The sequence below is a fragment of the Methanoplanus limicola DSM 2279 genome (genome assembly GCF_000243255.1).
In the GTDB taxonomy this organism is placed as follows: Archaea; Halobacteriota; Methanomicrobia; order Methanomicrobiales; family Methanomicrobiaceae; genus Methanoplanus; species Methanoplanus limicola.
Genome location: NZ_CM001436.1, coordinates 135575 through 155750 on the forward strand (window position 1 = coordinate 135575; position 20176 = coordinate 155750).

General features: G+C 42.4%; 21 protein-coding genes. 10 read left to right on the plus strand and 11 right to left on the minus strand.

Going from position 1 to position 20176, the window contains the following annotated elements; all coding sequences use genetic code 11:
• Positions 1-22 precede the first annotated feature (22 nt).
• Together dnaG and METLIM_RS00670 are read left to right on the plus strand one after the other, a co-directional pair.
• Positions 23-1234 (plus strand): DNA primase DnaG, encoded by a 1212-nt coding sequence (gene dnaG, locus METLIM_RS00665; protein ID WP_004075862.1) that lies wholly within the window; start codon positions 23-25, stop codon positions 1232-1234.
• A gap of 208 nt (positions 1235-1442) precedes the next feature.
• Positions 1443-1757, plus strand: coding sequence for a UPF0058 family protein (locus tag METLIM_RS00670; RefSeq protein WP_342633004.1), 315 nt, complete (start codon positions 1443-1445; stop codon positions 1755-1757).
• Between the two features lie 84 nt (positions 1758-1841).
• Here the strand turns inward: METLIM_RS00670 and METLIM_RS17470 are convergent, their stop codons facing one another.
• Complete coding sequence (locus METLIM_RS17470) at positions 1842-1964, minus strand: hypothetical protein (RefSeq protein WP_281034208.1); 123 nt, start codon at positions 1962-1964, stop codon at positions 1842-1844.
• A gap of 317 nt (positions 1965-2281) precedes the next feature.
• Here METLIM_RS17470 and METLIM_RS00675 point away from each other — a divergent pair, with 317 nt between their 5' ends.
• Positions 2282-5662 carry a methyl-accepting chemotaxis protein gene (locus METLIM_RS00675; RefSeq protein ID WP_004075864.1) on the plus strand — a complete coding sequence of 1127 codons (3381 nt, stop codon included), beginning with the start codon at positions 2282-2284 and terminating at the stop codon, positions 5660-5662.
• A 20-nt stretch (positions 5663-5682) separates the two neighbouring features.
• On the plus strand, positions 5683-6135 hold the full coding sequence (locus METLIM_RS00680; protein ID WP_004075865.1) for a chemotaxis protein CheW: 453 nt from the start codon (positions 5683-5685) through the stop codon (positions 6133-6135).
• Positions 6136-6275: 140 nt separating this feature from the next.
• On the opposite strand, the gene METLIM_RS00685 is transcribed toward METLIM_RS00680, so the two are convergent.
• Both METLIM_RS00685 and tes read right to left on the minus strand, forming a co-directional pair.
• Positions 6276-7067 (minus strand): ATP-grasp domain-containing protein, encoded by a 792-nt coding sequence (locus METLIM_RS00685; RefSeq protein WP_004075866.1) that lies wholly within the window; start codon positions 7065-7067, stop codon positions 6276-6278.
• Between the two features lie 15 nt (positions 7068-7082).
• Positions 7083-8573 carry a tetraether lipid synthase Tes gene (gene tes / locus METLIM_RS00690; protein WP_004075867.1) on the minus strand — a complete coding sequence of 497 codons (1491 nt, stop codon included), beginning with the start codon at positions 8571-8573 and terminating at the stop codon, positions 7083-7085.
• A 257-nt stretch (positions 8574-8830) separates the two neighbouring features.
• On the opposite strand from tes, the gene METLIM_RS00695 reads away from it, so the two are divergent.
• From METLIM_RS00695 to purD, 3 genes are read left to right on the plus strand one after another with little or no spacing between them, the layout of a single operon-like run.
• The gene (locus tag METLIM_RS00695) at positions 8831-9322 is read left to right on the plus strand and encodes a CDP-2,3-bis-(O-geranylgeranyl)-sn-glycerol synthase (protein ID WP_048145400.1); all 492 of its coding nucleotides are present in this window, start codon (positions 8831-8833) and stop codon (positions 9320-9322) included.
• Entirely contained in the window at positions 9316-9828 is a 513-nt protein-coding gene (gene pyrE / locus METLIM_RS00700) for an orotate phosphoribosyltransferase (protein WP_004075869.1), read from the plus strand. Before METLIM_RS00695 ends, pyrE begins: the two co-directional genes overlap by 7 nt.
• Before the next feature lie 32 nt (positions 9829-9860).
• Positions 9861-11153, plus strand: a complete 1293-nt coding sequence (gene purD / locus METLIM_RS00705; RefSeq protein WP_004075870.1) for a phosphoribosylamine--glycine ligase — start codon at positions 9861-9863, stop codon at positions 11151-11153.
• Between the two features lie 90 nt (positions 11154-11243).
• On the opposite strand, the gene METLIM_RS00710 is transcribed toward purD, so the two are convergent.
• The 3 genes from METLIM_RS00710 to METLIM_RS00720 form a co-directional block, all read right to left on the minus strand.
• Complete coding sequence (locus tag METLIM_RS00710; protein ID WP_004075871.1) at positions 11244-11525, minus strand: hypothetical protein; 282 nt, start codon at positions 11523-11525, stop codon at positions 11244-11246.
• 122 nt (positions 11526-11647) lie between these two features.
• On the minus strand, positions 11648-11887 hold the full coding sequence (locus tag METLIM_RS00715; RefSeq protein WP_004075872.1) for a hypothetical protein: 240 nt from the start codon (positions 11885-11887) through the stop codon (positions 11648-11650).
• Positions 11888-11896: 9 nt separating this feature from the next.
• Positions 11897-13390 carry a methanogenesis marker 14 protein gene (locus METLIM_RS00720; RefSeq protein WP_004075873.1) on the minus strand — a complete coding sequence of 498 codons (1494 nt, stop codon included), beginning with the start codon at positions 13388-13390 and terminating at the stop codon, positions 11897-11899.
• A gap of 252 nt (positions 13391-13642) precedes the next feature.
• Here METLIM_RS00720 and METLIM_RS00725 point away from each other — a divergent pair, with 252 nt between their 5' ends.
• Complete coding sequence (locus tag METLIM_RS00725; RefSeq protein ID WP_004075874.1) at positions 13643-14059, plus strand: pyridoxamine 5'-phosphate oxidase family protein; 417 nt, start codon at positions 13643-13645, stop codon at positions 14057-14059.
• 229 nt (positions 14060-14288) lie between these two features.
• On the opposite strand, the gene METLIM_RS00730 is transcribed toward METLIM_RS00725, so the two are convergent.
• Positions 14289-15479 carry an argininosuccinate synthase gene (locus METLIM_RS00730; protein ID WP_004075875.1) on the minus strand — a complete coding sequence of 397 codons (1191 nt, stop codon included), beginning with the start codon at positions 15477-15479 and terminating at the stop codon, positions 14289-14291.
• Between the two features lie 287 nt (positions 15480-15766).
• Between METLIM_RS00730 and METLIM_RS00735 the strand changes: the two genes are divergently transcribed.
• On the plus strand, positions 15767-16348 hold the full coding sequence (locus METLIM_RS00735) for a nucleotidyltransferase domain-containing protein (protein WP_004075876.1): 582 nt from the start codon (positions 15767-15769) through the stop codon (positions 16346-16348).
• A 1-nt stretch (position 16349) separates the two neighbouring features.
• On the plus strand, positions 16350-16811 hold the full coding sequence (locus METLIM_RS00740; protein ID WP_004075877.1) for a HEPN domain-containing protein: 462 nt from the start codon (positions 16350-16352) through the stop codon (positions 16809-16811).
• Between the two features lie 57 nt (positions 16812-16868).
• Here METLIM_RS00740 and METLIM_RS00745 read toward each other — a convergent pair whose 3' ends face one another.
• From METLIM_RS00745 to METLIM_RS00760, 4 genes are all read right to left on the minus strand, one after another.
• Positions 16869-18191 (minus strand): NCS2 family permease, encoded by a 1323-nt coding sequence (locus METLIM_RS00745; RefSeq protein WP_004075878.1) that lies wholly within the window; start codon positions 18189-18191, stop codon positions 16869-16871.
• 184 nt (positions 18192-18375) lie between these two features.
• Entirely contained in the window at positions 18376-18996 is a 621-nt protein-coding gene (locus METLIM_RS00750) for a 2'-5' RNA ligase family protein (protein ID WP_004075879.1), read from the minus strand.
• A gap of 242 nt (positions 18997-19238) precedes the next feature.
• Positions 19239-19775 (minus strand): ferredoxin-thioredoxin reductase catalytic domain-containing protein, encoded by a 537-nt coding sequence (locus METLIM_RS00755; RefSeq protein WP_004075880.1) that lies wholly within the window; start codon positions 19773-19775, stop codon positions 19239-19241.
• Positions 19772-20053: a glutaredoxin family protein gene (locus tag METLIM_RS00760; RefSeq protein WP_004075881.1), complete on the minus strand. Its 282-nt coding sequence runs from the start codon at positions 20051-20053 to the stop codon at positions 19772-19774. Before METLIM_RS00760 ends, METLIM_RS00755 begins: the two co-directional genes overlap by 4 nt.
• Between the last annotated feature and the right edge of the window lie 123 nt (positions 20054-20176).

Below are 20176 nucleotides of genomic sequence, written 5' to 3' on the forward strand. Positions count from 1 at the left end.
AGCATTACAGGAGGAATTATTATTGTACTTATCAGAAACAACAAAATATCAGATTCATGCAACATTTGAAGCGGAGGGAATTGTTGAAAAATCAGATGTAATCGGAGCAATTTTCGGCCAGACTGAGGGCATTCTTGGAGAGGACCTTGACCTCCGGGACCTTCAGAGATCCGGTCGTCTCGGACGAATTGATGTCCGGACAGAGAGCCGTAAAGGCCAGACAAAAGGCGAGATTACAATCTATTCATCGATAGATAAAATCGAAACTGCATTACTTGCTGCATCCCTTGAGACCATTGAGAGGGTGGGACCCTGCGCCTCAAGATTTGCCATCAGAAATATTGAGGATATCCGCATATCCAAGAGAAAGGTGATCATTTCGAGGGCCAAGGAACTTTTAGCCGGAAGCTTTGAAGAATGTGATTTTGACACAAATGAGATACTGGATGAGATAAGAGAACATTCAAGAATTGAGAAGGTCATAGAATACGGCCCTGAAAAACTCCCTTCCGGACCGAATGTCGTGGATTCTGATGCAATTATCGTTGTGGAGGGACGTGCGGACGTTATTAACCTGTTAAGATACGGAATTAAAAATGCAATTGCCGTTGAGGGCACAAATGTTCCGGCTTCAATTATTGACCTCTGTGAAAAAAAGACAGCCACAGCGTTTATGGACGGTGACCGGGGTGGGGATTTAATTATAAGTGAACTTCTCCAGGTTGCGGATATTGACTTTATTGCAGTAAGTCCGAGAGGAAAAAATGTAGAGGAGATGACCAGAAAGGAGATCATAAAACCTCTGAGAAATAAAATCCCGGCTGAACTTGCACTGACGTCAGAAGGACGGCTGGACACAAATATTCTCTCCCTCCATTCTGAAAAGATGAGAAAAGAGAAGGAAGAAGAGGATAAAAAAGAGCAGAATGAACCTGTTATGCCACAGCATGAGAAATTACTGCATAGTATGATGAAAGAGGTTCGGGAGCAGAATATTGTCAGATTCCTCTCAGTTGCAGACGAAACCATAAGTGAGTATCCATCTGATGAAATTGAAGCTGCCTTAAAAAAGGCTGACGATAATGTCTCAGGAGTAGTTACCGGGCAGACCATTGACCAGAATCTTCTTGACCTGATTGCAATGCATGGAATATCCATGATCGCCGCGCCGGATTTCAGGGATATAGTCAAAAAGCCCGTATCTGTCAGACTTATGAAGATTAATCAGCCGTAATTATGGCTGTATAGTGTCTGAAAAAATGCTTAACCGGGCGGAGGTCAGCAAAGGGTTATGGTAGAACTGAAAATCACCCCTTCAAGTTAAATGGTTTGAAACACAAATTGTAATATCAATCCTTCAGAGGACAAACCACCGCCTCTTAAAATAAGCCATTATAACCTTAAAAAGGCAATATAATGACATATAAGGGATATTTTTGGATGTGAAATCAGTGCACAAAGACGAACTAATAGCGCTACACCAGTTCATGTTTACCATTAAGGAAAACCTGCAGAAAGCTAATGCAAACGCTTCATTTTCCGAATACGAGGGATTAAAAGTACTTCCAACCCAGACGCATAAAAGCAAAATGGAGCATAAGCATGCAATATTTATTCTTGGTGAAGAGATTGCCGATGCTATGAAAGATATTGAACCTTCAGCGGCAAAAAGAATATCAGCAAGAATGCATGAACTGGCATTAAAGACAGAGAAAGAGATAGATGAAGATTCCGAAAGGGGCCACAGAAAATACTGAAATATTTTCAGACAGCCTAATTTAAGTTTTTTTACTGAAGTTTTTTTACTGAAGTTTTTTCCCGGTATTTACATCATTCCGGAATTATTTAGCATCTGCAATGGTTTTTACCATCCGGTGATTATTCTGAATATTTTTGATTATCATACCTTCAGATGCGATTATCATACCTTCAGATGCGATTATCATACCTTCAGATGCAGTCATACAGAGACTCCCTGAATCAGCAGGAGTCGGCCAGTGAAGGTTATTTTGCTGGTAAAACTACGATCAATTCTGATTTATCTAATCAATACGACCAATTCTGATCAATACGACCAATTCTGATCAGTTCAGACCATAAAATAATATATCCATACAAAAATGGCAAATAAATAAATTATATATGCTGAAATTACTTACAGTTACTCATCAGCTATAAAATCCTGAGGATTTTTGGTATGGAAATAAAAACAAAAAAGTACTGATAACAGATTGTTGATTATCGGTATTTTTTTTTGAAATACAGTTAGTGGTGTATCATAATGAATAAAGTAAGAGAAACTGTTGAAAAATTTCTAAAAGACAAAAATAGTGCATTACTCAATCCCGATGATTTTAAAGATCAGGAGAAGGAATATGCAGAGCTTTTAAACATCCTTATGGATGAGATTAAAAATATTGAAGAACTGAGGGAAAAAGAATCAAAAGAGGCAGAAAAACTACAGAAGCGTGCAGATGCCTTTTTGAAATACAACCCGCAGGGAATCACTATGCTTGCTGCTGACAAGCACAGGCTTGATCTCAACAAAGAGTATCAGAATATCTGGCGTGGAAGCTATGACGAACTGATGGCCAAGAAGCTCTATGATTTTGATATAACAATTACAGGCGGAGACGATTTCTATGCCTCATATGAGACAAAAAGAAATGCAGTCTCAGACCTTGAGATAAAATGGCCTGATGGTGAAGTCAGTTACCTCAGGCTCTTTCAGACACCAATTCTTGATGATGACGGTGAAATTGACGTCAATTACTATATCTATCAGGATCTTACCGAGCAGACCGAAAAGATGAATGCCATCAGGAAACTTGAGGAGCAGTCAAATGCAATTGTCCAGGAAAACCCGATGCCGATTCTTCTCTGGAATAAAGATATGTCTGTCAGAAAATCAAACAGGGCATTCACAGAACTGACAGGATTTTCAGAAGAGGAAACTGACAACCTGACAATCAGAGATTTTAAATACATAAAACAGGCCGGAAAATCAATTGCACAGACCATAGAGGCAAAAACCGCGAGCCACGGTGAGGCAACGATAGAGTTCCCATCCGGAATAAAAATCGTTGAGAGGTATAATATTCCGCTGCTTGATGAAAAAGGCATGGTTGACTCTGTTTTAACGGTTTACAACGACATCACAGCGTTAAGAGAAGAGATAAACAACTCCAAAAAACTACAGAAACGCGCAGAGGCTTTCTTAAAGGACAACCCGCAGGGAATAACTGTTCTTGCAGGCGATAAGCACAGGCTTGACCTGAATAAAGAATATGAACGTATATGGCGGGGAACATACGATGAACTGATGGCAAAGAAACTCTATGACTTTGACATTACAGTTACAGGCGGCGATGACTTCTATGCATCGTATGAGACAAAGAGAAAGGCAGTATCAGACCTTGAGATAAACTGGCAGAGCGGAGAAAAGACATATCTCAGGCTATTCCAGACTCCTATTCTTGATGAGAACGGTGAAATTGATGTAAATTACTACATCTACCAGGACTTAACCGAAGAGGTTGAGAAGATAAGCAACATAAAAAAACTTGAAGAGCAGTCCAATGCCATAGTTCAGGAAAATCCTATGCCCATAATATTGTGGGAAAAGGACATGAGTGTGAAGCAGTCAAACAGAGCATTCATAGAAATGTCCGGATTTACTGAAAATGAGGCAAAAAATCTCACCATCAACGATTTTAAATACATAGAACAGACCGGAAAATCGGTTGCCGAAACCATTGAGACAAAAAAGGCAAGTTATGGAGACGCCACAATCGAGTTCCCCGGCGGAATTAAGACTGTTGAGAGATACAACATCCCGATGCTTGATGAATCCGGAACTGTGGACTTTGTTTTAACGGTTTACAACGATATCACCCAGCTCAGAGAAGAAATTAATAACTCCAAAAAACTACAGAAGCGTGCCGAGACATTCCTCAAAGACAATCCTCAGGCAATAACAATGCTTGCACCCGACAAGCACAGGCTTGATCTCAATAAAGAATATGAGAGGGCATGGCGCGGAAGCTATGAAGAACTGATGGCAAAGAAGCTTTATGACTTTGACATTGATGTCACAGGTGACGACTTCTATGCCTCATACGAGACAAAGAGAAAGGCAGTATCCGACCTTGAGATCAGATGGCCCGATAACACCAAATCATACCTGAGGCTCTTCCAGACACCTATTCTTGACGATGACGGTAATATTGATGTGAACTACTACATCTACCAGGACAGGACTGCTGAAGTGTCACAGAGCCTTTACATGGACAGAGAGGTTGCAAAGATTGCAGCAGATCTTGAAGCAATAGCAGCCGGTAAACCCGAAGACATAAAGCTTGATGTAGGCGAAGCAGACAGTTACACAAAAGAGATAAGAGAGCAGTTTGTTGAAATATCCTCATCAATTAAAGTGGTCTATACTACCCTCCTTGAACTTATCAATGATATTGATAATCTTGTAGTGGCAGGACAGGACGGCAACCTTTCCGAAAGGGCAGACGGCAAAAAATACGAAGGGATCTATTCAGGGCTTGTTGAAAATATCAACAATCTCATGCAGGGCATTGCAACACCCATACATGAAGCGATGTCACTATCAGGACACTACGCCAAAGGAGACTTCACAGCAAGGTTTTCAGACGGTATAACAGTCAAAGGTGATTTTGAGAGGTTTAAACATGAACTGAACAATGTCGGTAAAAATATCTCCGAAAGCCTTGGTGTAGCAAACGATGTCACAAAACAGATTGTAATCAATTCAGGAGAGATCAGCAGGGGAACTGACGAAGTTGGCAAGGCGGCGGAAGAGGTTGCACATACAAGCCAGAAAGCAGCAGACCTTACCAGAAAGCTTCTGGAGAGCATAGAAGATATTAACCGCCAGATTGCCGACCTTTCAGCATCAAACGAGGAGATTGCAAGCACATCACAGGAAGTATTCAACGCGGCAAACCACGTTGTTGAGATTGGCAGGGAAGCGCAGAACCTCGGCAATGATGCGAACCGGAAGATGGGCAATGTAGAGAAGATCGCAAACGAGAGTGTCCTTGATATAAACGAACTGACCGAGAAGGTTAAAGAAGTCAGCAATGTAGTAAAACTGATCAATGATATAACCGGACAGATCAATCTCCTTGCGCTCAATGCAGCGATAGAAGCAGCACGTGCCGGAGAACACGGAAGAGGATTTGCAGTTGTGGCAGGTGAAGTCAAAAACCTGGCAGGAGAGGCAAGGGCAGCAGCAGATTCAATAGGTAATGTTGTATCCATGGTTCAGGCCAGCAGTGAGAAGACAGCGAAGGCAATAACATCTGCGAACAATGAGATCGTTGACGGTGTCGGAAGCGTTACAAAGACAATAGAAGCCCTGAATACTATCATCAGTAATGCCGGGCAGGTCTCAACCGATATAGGTGAGATTACAAGGGCCATTGAAGATCAGGCCAACATCTCCAATAATGTTGTCCGTTCGGCTGATACCGGAACAGAACAGACAAAGGAAGTTCAGAAAGAAGCAGAAGAACTTGCAGCACTTGCAGAAGAAGCAAGCGCATCTGTAGAGGAGATTGGCAGCGCAATTCATGAAGTAAGTGAACTTGCAAATAAACTTGAAGCCGCAAACTCAAAGTTCAAATGCTGACAGAAAGGAGATAAGACACAATGATGATTGATGTTGTACAGTTTGAAATATCGGGCGTTCACTACGCCCTCGATATACATATTGCCAGAGAGATAGTCGAGATGATGCCGATAACACCGGTTCCAAGGGCACCGGCACATATTGCAGGCATCATCAATCTCAGAGGAGAGATTACCAACATTCTGAACCTGAATCAGCTTATGGGCCTTCCGGCCGGAGATAAAGCAGAAAATCAAAAAATAATTGTTCTTGTTGCAGATGCGGCAAACGGATCAAATGTAGGCCTCATAGTTGATGATGTCCAGAGCGTACTACAGATATCCGAAGACGATGTTGACCAGATGGATGAGACAATGTCAAGAGAAGCCTATGTTAAAGGCATTATTAAAATCGGTAAGGAAGAGAACGGAACAAAAGACCTTGTAATCTGGATCGACATCGCAAAGATTCTTGCAGACACTCTGGTAAAATAATTATTGCAAAACACAGGACGATCAATAACTCAGAAAAAATACAACAAATAATATTTTTTTAGACATTTAACATACATAAATGTCAGAGATAAACTGCCGGAATTTATACCAATAAACAGCAGAATAAAAAAAATCAGGATTTAAATAGTTTTTTCCGTTTCTATCAGATATTCTGCGAGATAATCCCAGATAGGCACGCCCATGCAGTGCCAGTTTGGCGTCCCGTTTACCTCAAGAACAGTGTATGAACCATTATAATCTAAAAGATCAACACCACAGTAGTCAATATCGACAGAGAGGGCAGCCCGTGAAGCAATATCTGCCATATCCTTTGGGATATCAAAGACAGGTACACCTGACCCTCCCTGGTGTATATTATGTGCAAAGGTATCAGACTCCCTTCTTATAGCACCTACCGCCTCACCATTGATCACAAATACCCGGTAATCACAGATATTTTCGATAAATTCCTGAATATAGTACGGAGAGTCACCCAGCATCGAGATGTCATCCATCGGATAAATCCCGTTGCCGTCATAGCCATAAACCGGCTTATAAACAACCTTCTTCCGCTTCTTTAAGAATTCCTCCACTTTCTCCACCGAATCAGTAAATATCGTTTCAGGCGTCGGTACATTATCACGCAGAAGTCTGGCAGTTGTCTGGGCTTTATTAGCGCATATCGCTATCGCCTCCGGAGAATTGACAACCTGATTGCTCAGATTCAGTGCAGAGATCGCATCAAAATGAATTCCGGTCTGCTTAATGCCGCATACCCAGATGAGATCATTTTCGATGTCGCCGGAGAATAAGTCAATGCTGTCAAGGTCAAGGTATGAAAAATCCGCGCCCCTCTTTTTAAGTGCATCTGCAACCATCCCGGTGGAGTTGTCATCCGGCGTATCAGTGGGTTTTTTAACAATGCGTATCATGTAAAAAAATGTTATTTAATCGAGAGATTCGAGATCATCCGGTTTTTCAATCGGCCTTGAAAACTTCTTCCATACCTGCTCCCTGAAGACAGGACCTGAATTATAGGTGCAGAACGGTATCAGGCGCCCGTCAGGAGTTGCATAATGAATACAGCATCTCTGCACACGGGCAAGGTCGTAATTATAATTGTCCATGAAGTGCATCGTTCCGATAAAAAGTGCATTCCAGTGGAAATCTTTCAATGCATCAAAATCATGTTTAATTAATGCCTGATAGAGCATCTTCCAGAACTCACCTGTCTTTCCGGATTCACTGGTTTTGACAGAGTGATGAAGACCTTTAATCCCCTCTGCAAGAGTCTTGTATTTATTAATTGTACTCTTGTCGCCAAGTTTTTCTGCCATCTCGGTCATAACCCTGAAAAATTCATCGACATTTATCATTTTGTTAACCGGAGAAAGTCCGTCTTCGGTTACAAAGGCATAAGTGGCTGCGCCGCAGTGCTGATGAGCTGTAAAGGTAAACTGAGGTTTTCCGGAGTATGACTCAATAAGCTCTGAAATTGGAACCACGCACGGAACCGGATAGAAATAATCCTTTTTAAGCTTTCCTTCAGTCTGAACCTCAATTCTTTCAAGAAGATCAGGGATAGTGACCCGCTCCTTTACAACATCATCTTCAGAAGCAGCGCCTGTAAATGCCACAGGCTGGAAATTCACACCTCTTATAACATCAATATGCTCAGATGCAAATTTGATTATATCCCCCACCTGGTGGTCATTCATGCCGTTTATGACTGTCGGCACAAGAACAATCCCCTGCCCGATCTCAGAACAGTTGTCAACAACTTTTCTGCTGATATTGATCATTGGATTGGTATCCTTTGTAACGCCATCAAAGTGAAGATATATTGTGGATAAACCGGCAAGCTTCAGCTCTTTTAACAGCTCTCTGTTGCGTGCAAGAATGACACCGTTTGTTGCAAGCTGTATCTGCTTAAAGCCAAGTTCACGGGCTTTTTTGACGATATCAACAAGGTCGTCACGCATCGTAGGCTCTCCGCCTGCGAACTGAACAGCCGGCGCAGGAAGAGGCTTTTCAGCTCTGAGCATCTTAAGCATATCAACTATCTGCTCAAATGTAGGTTCATAGACATATCCACATGCCCTCGCATTGGCAAAGCAGAATTCACAGTTTAAGTTACACCTGTTTGTCAGGTCAATGTTTGCAAGCAGTGTGGATGATTTATGGTTATTGCAAAGCCCGCAGGCAGTATTGCACTCCTCAGGGGCCGCCATTCTCTGTGGATTATCAACACCTCTGCCAATATACTCAAACTGTTCATATCGTTTGTACATCTCCACATCTGACCAGTATAAATTCTTAAATTTACCATGTTCAGGACATGTACGGACTATCCATACTTTACCGTCATCTTCAATAATTTCTGCCGGAAGAATTGCACCGCATTCCGGACAGAGTCCTTTTGTAATTTTCAGCACCATATTGATCTCACAAGTATTATCATATTAATCGGGATTATTCCCACTTATATTCTTTTTTTTCATTAATTTTTCTATACCTTATATTTTATGACAATGATACCTTAACTTAATTCATATTGAATTTAAATTTCAAAATTGACTATTCTTATTAAATCGTTATATTATTTATTTTAATAAAGCTTTATATTAGTATATTGTCGTTAATTGATTTCATTTACCAGGATATTTTAACAGCTCTCTTCATAGCACTGTGGATTATGCTTCCGGCGTACATTCCGAATTCTGCTGCGGCAGTATTCGGAGGCGGAAGACCGATAGATTCCGGGAAGAACTATTCTGACGGAAGAAGACTTTTTGGGGACGGTAAAACGTGGCGTGGCCTCATCGGCGGTATATTCTGTGGAATAATCATCGGGCTTATCCAGATATACCTCCAGGGAGTCTTTGATTTTCAGATACATACCGTTCTTTCTGTAGTGCTCCTCTCAGCGGGCGCACTGCTTGGTGACCTTGTAAAGAGTTTCTTTAAGAGGAGGCTGAACAAAAAAAGCGGGGAAGAGTGGCTTATTGCAGATCAGTATGACCTTGTTGCAGGAGCCATGGTGCTCCTGTTAATATTTGATTTCCAGTGGCTGACAGTATATATAACTCCGGTTGTCTTCATCTGGATTCTGATAGCCACACCTCTTCTGCATAGAATTACAAATATTGCAGGATATATGATAGGAGTAAAGGATGTTCCATGGTAAACAAAATTGCAGATATTCTCATTGAACACGGCGCGATTGAATTCGGAGAGTTCACGCTGGCATCGGGCGCAAAGAGTTCATATTATATTGATATAAAAACAGCATGCACAAAACCGGCACTGCTCTCTCAGATAGGAGACGCAATCTCTGAAAATTTTGAATTTGATGTAGTTGCAGGTGTTGCCGTAGGCGCTGTCCCAATCGCAGTTGCGGCATCACTCTCATCAGGCAGACCCTTTTGCATAATCAGAAAAGAAGAGAAGGAATACGGACTTTCCGGAAACATAATCGGGGATGTAAAGGGTAAAAATGTCCTTTTAGTCGAAGACGTTACAACATCGGGCGGAAGTGTAATTTATGGCATAAATTCACTCAAAGATGCCGGCGCTAATATTGAAACGGTTGTCTCTGTGGTCGATCGTGAACAGGGAGCAGATAAAAGGCTTGCAGAGGAGGGTGTGAAACTGAAATCACTTGCCTCGGTCTCTGAACTTTTAAGTAAATAAGACAGATTTTTGTTTTACAGGATGGAAATAATATGGCTATGAAGATTCTTGTTGTCGGTGGAGGAGGAAGAGAACACGCAATTGCAAAGGCACTGTCACGAAATGCCGACTGCGAATTATATGCGGTTATGGGTAAGAAAAACCCGGGCATTGCACAGATATGCAGAGAATATCTGGAAATAAGTGAGACGGAGATTGCTGCCGTGGCTGAATTTGCATATAATAATGGTATTGAGTACGCTGTAATCGGCCCGGAAGCCCCCCTTGAAGCAGGAATTGTGGACCTGCTTGAAGAGAAGGGTATAGCCTGTGTCGGTCCGTCCAGAATGGCGGCAAGGCTTGAGACAGACAAGGCATTCTGCCGGAATATGATGGAGAAGCACGGCGTTGCCGGATGCCCGCTTTACAGGGTATTTCATGACGCTGAAGAGGCGGCTCTTTTTATCCGGAGTTATGACGGCGATCTTGCAGTAAAACCTATCGGACTTACGGGTGGAAAGGGCGTAAAGATAATGGGTGAACACTTTGATGCTGAAGGCGCGATTGAGTACATAAAGGAGATCGGCGGAGATGTCGTCCTGGAAGAGCGGCTCATCGGTGAGGAGTTCACACTTATGGCCTTTGTGGACGGTGCCCACATAGTACCTATGCCTCTGGTGCAGGACCATAAAAGAGCATTTGCAGGCGATGTCGGCCCCAATACAGGAGGTATGGGATCATATACAATGCCGGATCACATGATGCCCTTTGTTACAGAAGAGGATTATGAGAAGGCACTTGCTATAATGAAAGATGTTGTTGCATCCCTCAGAAGTGAAGATGTAATTTACCGCGGAATGCTCTACGGTCAGTTTATGAATACATCCGAAGGACCAAAAGTTATTGAGTTTAACGCAAGATTTGGCGACCCTGAGGCTATGAATCTGCTAACTCTCCTTTCATCTGATTTCTGTGATATTGTCAGGAGAATTGCAGAAGGCACGCTCTCACAGTCAGATGTTACATTTGAGAATAAAGCAACGGTCTGCAAATATCTTGTCCCGGAAGGTTATCCGGACTCACCAAACCAGGGAGACCTGATTACAATAAAAGATGCCGGAGAGGCATACATATATTATGCCAATGTCACTGAAGAAGATAAAAAACTCTATACGCAGACATCAAGGACACTTGCATTCGTCGGAATGGCAGATACCTTAAAAGAGGCAGAGGAGATTGCAGAAAAGGCAGCAGCATCGGTAGAGGGAAAGATCAGATACAGAAAGGACATCGGCACACAGGAAGTCCTTGATAAAAGAATTGCCCACATGAAAGAGATAAGATAAATTATTTTTTTCAGAATAAAATTCAATCCCGGATTACTTTAATTTCTCAAAAAATTACCGGGCTGCATATTCTAAAGAAGCAGTCCGGAATCAATAACCAAATATTGAACTGAAATCCAGTATAAATTTATCTTTATTATTTTTAGCGGCTTCAATGTGATATATCATCTCCTCGATAATCTCACACTCATCTCTGGGCTGATCTCCGGCAAGTATATCATCCAGTATCCGGTTCTGGAATATCTTATGCTGAAGCCTTATATCCTTATATCCGACAACTGCAACAAAAGAGTTGCATCTGCTGTCAAAAGTTATGGAGAGAATACTGTCAGTATTTAAATATGAATTTTCAAGTGTTTTTAGCCATACCATTACTAAAAAATATCTGCGACTTGTTTAAGTTTCTTGTGGTTTGGCTCTGATCAACCAGAAAACAAAAAAAACGTTTAAAATATAATAAATTTTATTCCGGGTCATTAAAGACCCAAAAAAAGTTAGTCTGCTATAAACTTTTCAAGTTCAGAGAGCATGTACTCCTGAACTTTTTCAGCCGTATCCTTTGTGCAGCGGAATGCTAAAAGTTCCCTTATGTCTCCGTCCATATTTGCAAACTTCATCATGCGCCTGCGGTTTACGACCTCAACCTCAAACCTGTCGGTGATATCATAAATAATCGTTCTTGGCACTCCCGGTGGGATTAAAACATCAAAATACTCTGTTTTTTTATCTTCCATATCAGATACCTACTTTCCTATCTTCATGCGTCTCTTCATGATGCACGGTCCGCCTCTGACGCCGCCCATCGGATTGTTAGGTTTACCGATTGAGGACATGCATCTGCCCATAAGTGCCGCGCCCCTTGCAAGGCCGTCATCAACAAATAAGACGTGATCATAAGGATCTCTGTAAAATCCCCTCTCTTCGATCCCGTCCATAATAATTTGTGGTTTCTTACCGGATATAGCCGCCCTTCCTGTAAAGCCAATTGAAGAGTTTTCAGGGACAAGTTTCTTCTCTGAAGCAACATCAATGAGCCTGAGCGCCATACCGGCGCAGACATGATCGACTACCTCAGTCAGAATGCAGGAGTTATGTTTTGTATAAATCTCACTGCCGATCTCCTTTAGTCTGTCAGCCATGCTGAAGTTTTCTCCGGCATCGCAGCCAATCATCGCAATTCCTGACTTCATCGCAATATCTGCCCTTACCGGAACTTTGCCAAACCTCTCCCTCTCCGGAGGAACGATTCTTATATCAATCAGGTCATTGATCATCTCCTCATAATCTGACACAATGGTATTCTTTTTCCTGGAGAGCGCACATTTTATGCTCTTATCACCAAAGAGATCAAGTGCTGTTCCTGTATGGTCATTCACCTTTCCCGTGCCTCTTACAATCGCATCCGGAATCGCACCTGCAAGCCCGCAGAAATTTCCGATTGTCATGGCAAACGGATATTCGGCATCGGCGGCAACGTCACTTGTAATTCTGCCGTCAAGTGTTGTACCAAAGTCAATTGATATGCATGGATTTCTGAAATCAACTTCGGTCCATTTTGCACCCTCCTTGATGCCCGCCATTGCAAGTTCTCCTTCCATCTCGTTTGCAACCATTTCAACACCGGAAGAACCAATAGGCGGGGATACACCCGCAACAGTGCCGCAGAATGTCAGCCTGTCAGCAAAACTGAACTTTCTGATCCTTGCCGGGAGGTTGTCAATTCCCATAGGAGGTGTCATCTTCTTTGGAGGCACTCCTGCTTCAAGACACCCGTTTGCCAGTGCAATGACAAAATCACCTACCTGGTCAGGTGAGTCCATTGCCGCAACAACACCGGTGCTCCTTACAACAAAATCAAGGTCATCTTTAATAGAGAGTCCGGCCTCCTTATGGCAGCGGATCAGTGTATCTTTTACAAGGTCAGTAACTGACTCCCTTGTGATGGGTGTTCCGACAAGGGTCTCACCAAATATCTCCTCTCCGGGTTTTGGCGGCCTTACATCACGGGACATGCTGACCGTTTTATTGATGATATATGAACGGCCGCTCTCAAGGTTTGTCCCTATCAGTATGCATTTTGTTGTGGTATTGCCCATTTCAACAGAGGCAACGATGTAATATGGCTTGCTTTTGTATTCAGGAACCATCATCCCCGCACCCTGACCAACAGTTGGGGGTTTTGGGCTTTCCACAATATGGGGGGATTTCTTCTTTTTAAAAAATGAAAAAGCACACATAATAATATTTTGATTGCCTTTTAGATGAATTAAACTTTTTTCTATGACTCCCCCGAAAAAATACACCCCAGATTAGCAGGATATAACAATTATCCGGCAGATGTGGCCGGATTTATTCCAGATAAATAAATATCCGGTTTATGAAGAAAATAAGAGAAATAAAGAAGCTGACGGTTATCAGCTAAGCTCTCAGCGCCACATTTATTAATTATATGAATGACAATATCTGGAAGTATTAAGGAGGAACTGAATTTGGTAAAACTTAGCGAAGATATGAAAGAAGTTTACAGGAAAAATATGGAGAAGCTCTTTGCCGTTCCTATGGCAACTACATCAGCAGACGGTGTACCCAATGTGGCACCTATGGCATCTGTCTGGCTTGAGGATGACGAAACCTTCTGGATTGGAGACAATTTTATGGTAAAGACTCTGGATAACCTTAAAGCAAATCCCAAAGTGGCATTATACTTCTGGGACCCCGAAACCAAAAGATGCCTTCAGGTAAAGGGGGATGCTGAAATCAAAACAAAAGGTCCTGATTATGAGACTGCAAGAAAGAGAATCAAAGATGCAAAACCGCAGATGCCTGCAAAATCACTGATTGTTATTAAAATTACAGAAGTCTTTGAGTGCACTCCGGGAAAAATTGCCGGACAGAAACTGCTCTGATAATTTGAATGCCGGAAATATCCGGAGAAATTTATACTATTTTATTGCAGATACCAAAACAGAATAACTACCGGGCAATGAATTGCTATTTAAACGGCTCAAAGAAGAAGTCGCAATTCTCCGAAAAATAAAAGTTCCGGCAGTTATATCCCCGTGATTTCTTCACAGGAGATACTCCGGACCTGGAAAATACGGCTTAAATACAGAAATTACCCTGCATAAAAAAAGATTAATTGTTATTTCTGAGGTTTTTGCTCAGTCTTGCCTGGAATCCGTAGAATGCAGAGAATCCCTCTGAATCCTTCTGGTCTATTGTTGTGCTGTCAAATGATACAAGGTCGTCAGAATATAAAGCGTCAGGTGAACTTCTGCCTGCAACTGTTACTGAACTCTTGTATAATATGAGGTCAACCTTTCCGTTGACCCTCTCCTGCGTCTTATCAATAAATGCTGTCAGTGCTGCAAAGAGAGGTTCATGAATAAGGCCCATATATCCAAGTTCGGACCATTTTTCATCTACTGATGCCTTAAATGAGAGTTCCTGGCGGCTCAGAACAAGACGCTCGAGGTCACTGTGCGCCTTTAACAGCACAGTTGCCGCAGGGTGTTCGTAGATCTCACGTGCCTTAAGCCCAAGAATCCGGTCCTCAACCATATCATTTCTGCCAACACCGTTTCTTCCGGCAATTACATTGAGCTCCTCAATAAGTTCAATGCCATTCATCCTTCTGCCGTTTATCGATACCGGAATTCCCTTCTCAAACTCAATTGATATCTCTTCAGGAGTGTCAGGCGCTTCCTTTGCAGAGACTGTCCAGCCATAGATATCATCTGGAGGATGGAAAGATGGATCTTCAAGTTTCCCGCCTTCAATGCTTCTGCTCCAGCAGTTCTCATCAATCGAGTATGGTTTTTCCTTCACTACCGGAACAGGTATATTGTGCTTTTCAGCGTATTCCATCTCCCATTCACGGGTCAGGTTCATCTCACGCATAGGTGCAATAACCTCAAGTCCGGCCATTCTGAAGACGAAATCAAACCTTAACTGGTCATTACCTTTTCCTGTGCAGCCGTGGGCAACTGTAAATGCACCCTCTGACTTTGCGATTTTTACAATCTCTTCAGCAATCAGAGGTCTTGCAAGGGCTGTACCCATCGGATAGCCTTCGTATGAACCGTTTGCCTTAATTGTCGGAAATAGCTGTGTCTCCACAAATTTTTCCTTGATATCTATTGTATAGTGCTTATCAGCGATCAGTTCGCCTTTTTTTGTGGCGCTGATTATATCCTCAGCCGGCTGACCGACATCAACAGCCACTGTGACTACTTCATCATATCCATAGTGCTCCTTTAAAAGGGGCACACATATTGATGTGTCAAGACCGCCTGAGAATGCAAGAACAACTTTTCCTTTACCCATTTGTGATTATCTCCTGATTTTTTTATGCCCCGGTTCCGGACGTCTGACAGAAACAATAATCTCCGGCATATGATGCTGAAATTATGACTGTCCGGAGCATAAAGGATTTATTTCCTGTCCGGTAAAAATCCGATTAATTATTGTATTTCAAAAGATTAAATTCTATTCTTAAGTATTATCTCTTCTCAACCGGGAAAACTCCGGAATTATCGGGTAGAGGTTCATACGGGAGATATGCACCCTGCCCGCCAGATTTTTATGGATTAATCGTCTATTTAATTATACATATGTCTGATTCATTAAGCATAACCGGAAATCTTCTGAAGGTAATGGCACTCTTTACTGAAGGTTATGACAGGCAGCTGTACATAAGGGAGGTATGCGGACTTCTGCCCCTGACACACGGCACTGCATACAATATCCTGACACTTCTTGAGAAGAGAGGAGTTCTGGAATCGGTTATTAAGGGAAAGATAAGAATTTTTACCCTCAGAAAAAATAATCAGGCACAGCACTACTGCGCCCTGGCCGAGAGTTATAAAAGGGTCATATTCTCAGAGGAATTTCCGGATGCAGACGGGATAATATGCAGAATTACTCCGCATCTCTTCGGTCCGGCGGCACTCTTCGGGAGTTATGCAAAGAGAAGACCTGACGGAAATTCCGATATAGACATCTTTGTCGCCGGAGATTATGACAGAAGTGAGATTATGAAAATTTCACGGATCTTTGGCATCAGAATTCAGGTTAAGGCATATCCGGCTGATCTCTTCACTGAGATCAAAAGAGATGATCCTTTAATTAAAGAGGTCTATAAATCACATATCCTGATAAAATGCCAGGATTTCTTTATTCGGGAGATTTTTTAAGATGGATACAATAATCTGGTGCAGAAAGAATAAAAACGGGCTTAAGATTATCAGTCCGAACAATAACCTCTCAGAAGCATATTTCCTTAAGGCTGAAGATGCCCTCTCTGCAATGGACTCGGTCACATCTGCGGACTGGAAGATCTCAACCGGCTATTATGCCATGTATTATGCCCTCTATGCAATACTTGTCAGAGCCGGAATTGAGAGTGAGATTCATACCTGCACCATAGAATGCATGAGGGCTTTCTTCTCAGATTATTTTTCAGATACGGATATCGAAGCAATGGAGAGGGCAAAGGAACTGAGAATTGATGCCCAGTACTATGTCCCTGAAAAAGCACGCGGCAAAGAGATCACGTGGATAATACGTGCTGCACCTGAATTTGTCCTGAAGTGCGCAAAGGTCAGCCGGATGATAAAAAACAGTGATATTGAGAGGATAAGAAAGACAATTGCATGACTTTACGGTTATCGAAACCGGAAAAATATGAGGAGTCACAGGTAATATCCTCATATTTCAGTATGGATAGAATATAAAAAATAACAGGCAGAATACAAAAAATATCCAGGTCAGTTTTGGAATCTCTGCATATCTGCCGGATGCGACCTTAAATAACGGATATAACACAAATCCGCTGCAAAGGCCAACTCCGATATTGTATGTAAAGCTTAAGAGGACAATGACGGATAAGGCAGGTATCATCTCAGTATAATCGCTGAAATTGATCTTTTTTATGGGTGACAGCATCATCAGTCCGACCATAACCATCGCAGGGCCGGTTGCTGCGGCAGGTATGGCAGAGAATAGCGGCGATAAGAAGAGGCCGATTCCAAAAAGACCTGCGACAACAACTGCCACAAGACCTGTCCTTCCACCTGCTGCAATCCCGGCGGCAGATTCCATAAATACACCGCTTGTTGTTGTCCCGGATATCCCGGCTATGACACTTGCAATGCCATCCGCAAGAAAGGGTTTTTCGATCTCAGGGAGATTTCCTTCATCATCAAGAAAACCTGCCTGTTCGGAGACTCCGATGATACCACCCATGGTATCAAGGAAGTCCATGGTAAACATGGTCAGGACAACGGCAAAAAATCCCCAGGTAAAGACACCCATAATGTCGAGCTGAAGAAAAATGGGGGATATGTCCGGGGGCATGCTGAATAGAGCCTCCGGTGGAGCAAAGATTCCGGCAGAAAAACCGATGAGTGAAGTGACAAGAATTCCGATAAGAATCGAGCCGCTGACATTCCGTGCATAAAGCACTGCAATTAAGATAAAACCAAATACTGCCAGCATAACTGCCGGATTGCCAAGATTACCTACGTGAACGGGAGCACCCGCTGTGCCGGCCTCCACAATCCCGGAATTAACAAGCCCGACAAAGGTGATAAAAAGCCCTATTCCGGCGGCAAAACTATATTTCAGACTTTCCGGGACAGCCTCACACATAAGTTTTCTGCCGCCCGCCAGTGTCAGCGCTGTAAGCATTATTCCGCTTACAAATACCGCACCGATTGCCGTCTGCCAGGGATATCCAAGAACGCCGCAGACAGTGTATGCCACAAAGGCATTCTCACCCATATATGGTGCAACTGCAAAAGGGCGGTTTGCATAAAGACCCATTATCAGGGTGCCTGTGACTGCCGTAATTATAGTCGCAACCATTGAAGGGCCAAAAGGAATTCCGGCGGCCATTAGTATTGCAGGATTTACAACAATTATATATGCCATTGTCATGAAAGTGGCAAGGCCTGCGAAGAACTCTCTTCTGATGGTTGTCCCTGATTCTTTGATTCTGAAGAATCTGGTGATGGTATTTTGTAAACCGGAAAACATTCTGATTAATTATTTAGGATTTAAAGTAAAAAAAATTGTTTAAACGAGATCCGGATATTAAGGAGAAAATCTGGACTATAATGACTCATTTTATGCCGGAATTCACATTCCTGCCGTAATATATTATAATGCAGAACTTTCCGGAGAATTCCGGCAGGTAAATTCCGCCGCCCCTGTAACAGACTCAGGGAATAATCTCAGCCAGAATTTTCCTGCAGGTGCAGTGATTCCCAAGGTGACATATGGCAATCCTTCTGCAGATAAACTCTTCCGGCATCTCAGGGAGATCTTTAAGCCTGCTGATATCACCGTGACCTATGGTTATATGCGGTGAGAAGTTTTCTCCGGTTGATTCATTAATATATGAACCCGAGTAACTGACCGTAAATTCAGTAATCTCCTCAGTTCTGTCACTGTAAACCATATCAGAGCTGACACATTTAAGGTATCTTTCAGCAATTGCTGCAATTTCATTCTGAAGGTTAAGGATTTTTTCATCTCTTCTTATATCAGCACCGGATACTGTTGTCCCGGAGTCGGTCTCTATAACGGCAAAGCCTGAAAATGATGCACTATAAGGAAGAAACCGGTCTGAAAATACTGAAATTGCCTCTTTTAGCGGCTCAATATCATCATGGCTGATGCCGCCCATAAGCAGAGAGATATGCGGCAGGCAGTCATCTGAATTTAACTGAATTGATCTGTCGCCGGAATTGTCAGTCAGTTTCTGATTATAAGAGATAATTTTCCTGGAAATTTCATCCGGAGGAAGGAGGACTATATCAATTGCAATGTTTTCTGTCATAGCATCTACACCTTAAATCTGTACAGAATGACATCCGGCATTATTTATAAATAGCCATAACTCCGGCAGTTATCTTTTAAAAAAAGTCACCCATGAACCAGCCGGTCCACAGATGATGAATGAAACAGTGTATTGTTTCATAGGAGATGCAGTAAAATGACGGATAACTGCAGAATGTATTTTTCGTGAACTACCTCTGGGCTAAAGACCAAGGGGATTTATGCTAAACTTTTTAAATCAGCTCAGCCTATGAATTTCTCAAACCTCTCTTCAGATGCTCCACATATCGGGCATTTTTCCGGCGGGGAATTCCCTGCAGAGAGATAGCCGCAGACCCTGCACCTGAAGACAGGATATTTTAATTTCATAATTTCCGGAATATTTCGGTTATCCTCACCCGGAAAGTTCCCCTCCTCCGACTCTTTCACCTGTAATCTTCTGTCAGGAATTATACTGACATCCTTTTTCCCGGAAGCTACATCCTCTGAGACATAAAGGCCGCAGTAGCAGCATCCAAACTCCCTGATGTCCTCATCGCGGTAATCACAGGGGCAGACTATATCAAAATTATCTTCTATCGGCCCGATTACAAGGCGGCAGGGGCACGCCTCATGGCCATATCGTTCTTTATTAATCAGCAGGCCGTTTATCAGGTCCATAGTGAACTTTTTATCCGGATTGAGAAAAATACCGCTGACATTTGCATAAGATTTAATTTCATTATATTTCCGGAGAAGAACAGAACTGCTTTCGGGATTGTCATCAGAGTTATCATTCATAGCCCAAGCGCCTCCGATATTTCATCCAGTCTTGAGCCGACTATAACTTTATCGCCATTAATGACAATTGTCGGGAAAGAACCGGCCGGATTGAATCTTTTAACGTCTTCATAGATCTCAGAGAGTTTCTTTTCTTCAAGAAGATCAACAAAGAGATAATCAAATGCAATGCCTGAATCTGTTAAAAATTCCTTCGTCCTTTTGCAGTGCCCGCAGGTGCTTAAGGCATACAGTTTTACATCCCCTGCATCTCTCCCGTCAACATGAAGCCATTTCATTTATTCTCACCTCATCAGTGAAACCATCATTTAATTTATTCACAGAATAATCTTTTCCAGATAAACCTGAAAATACATCAGTGAGAATTTCGAAAAACCCCCTTAAAAAGTACTTTACCTTCT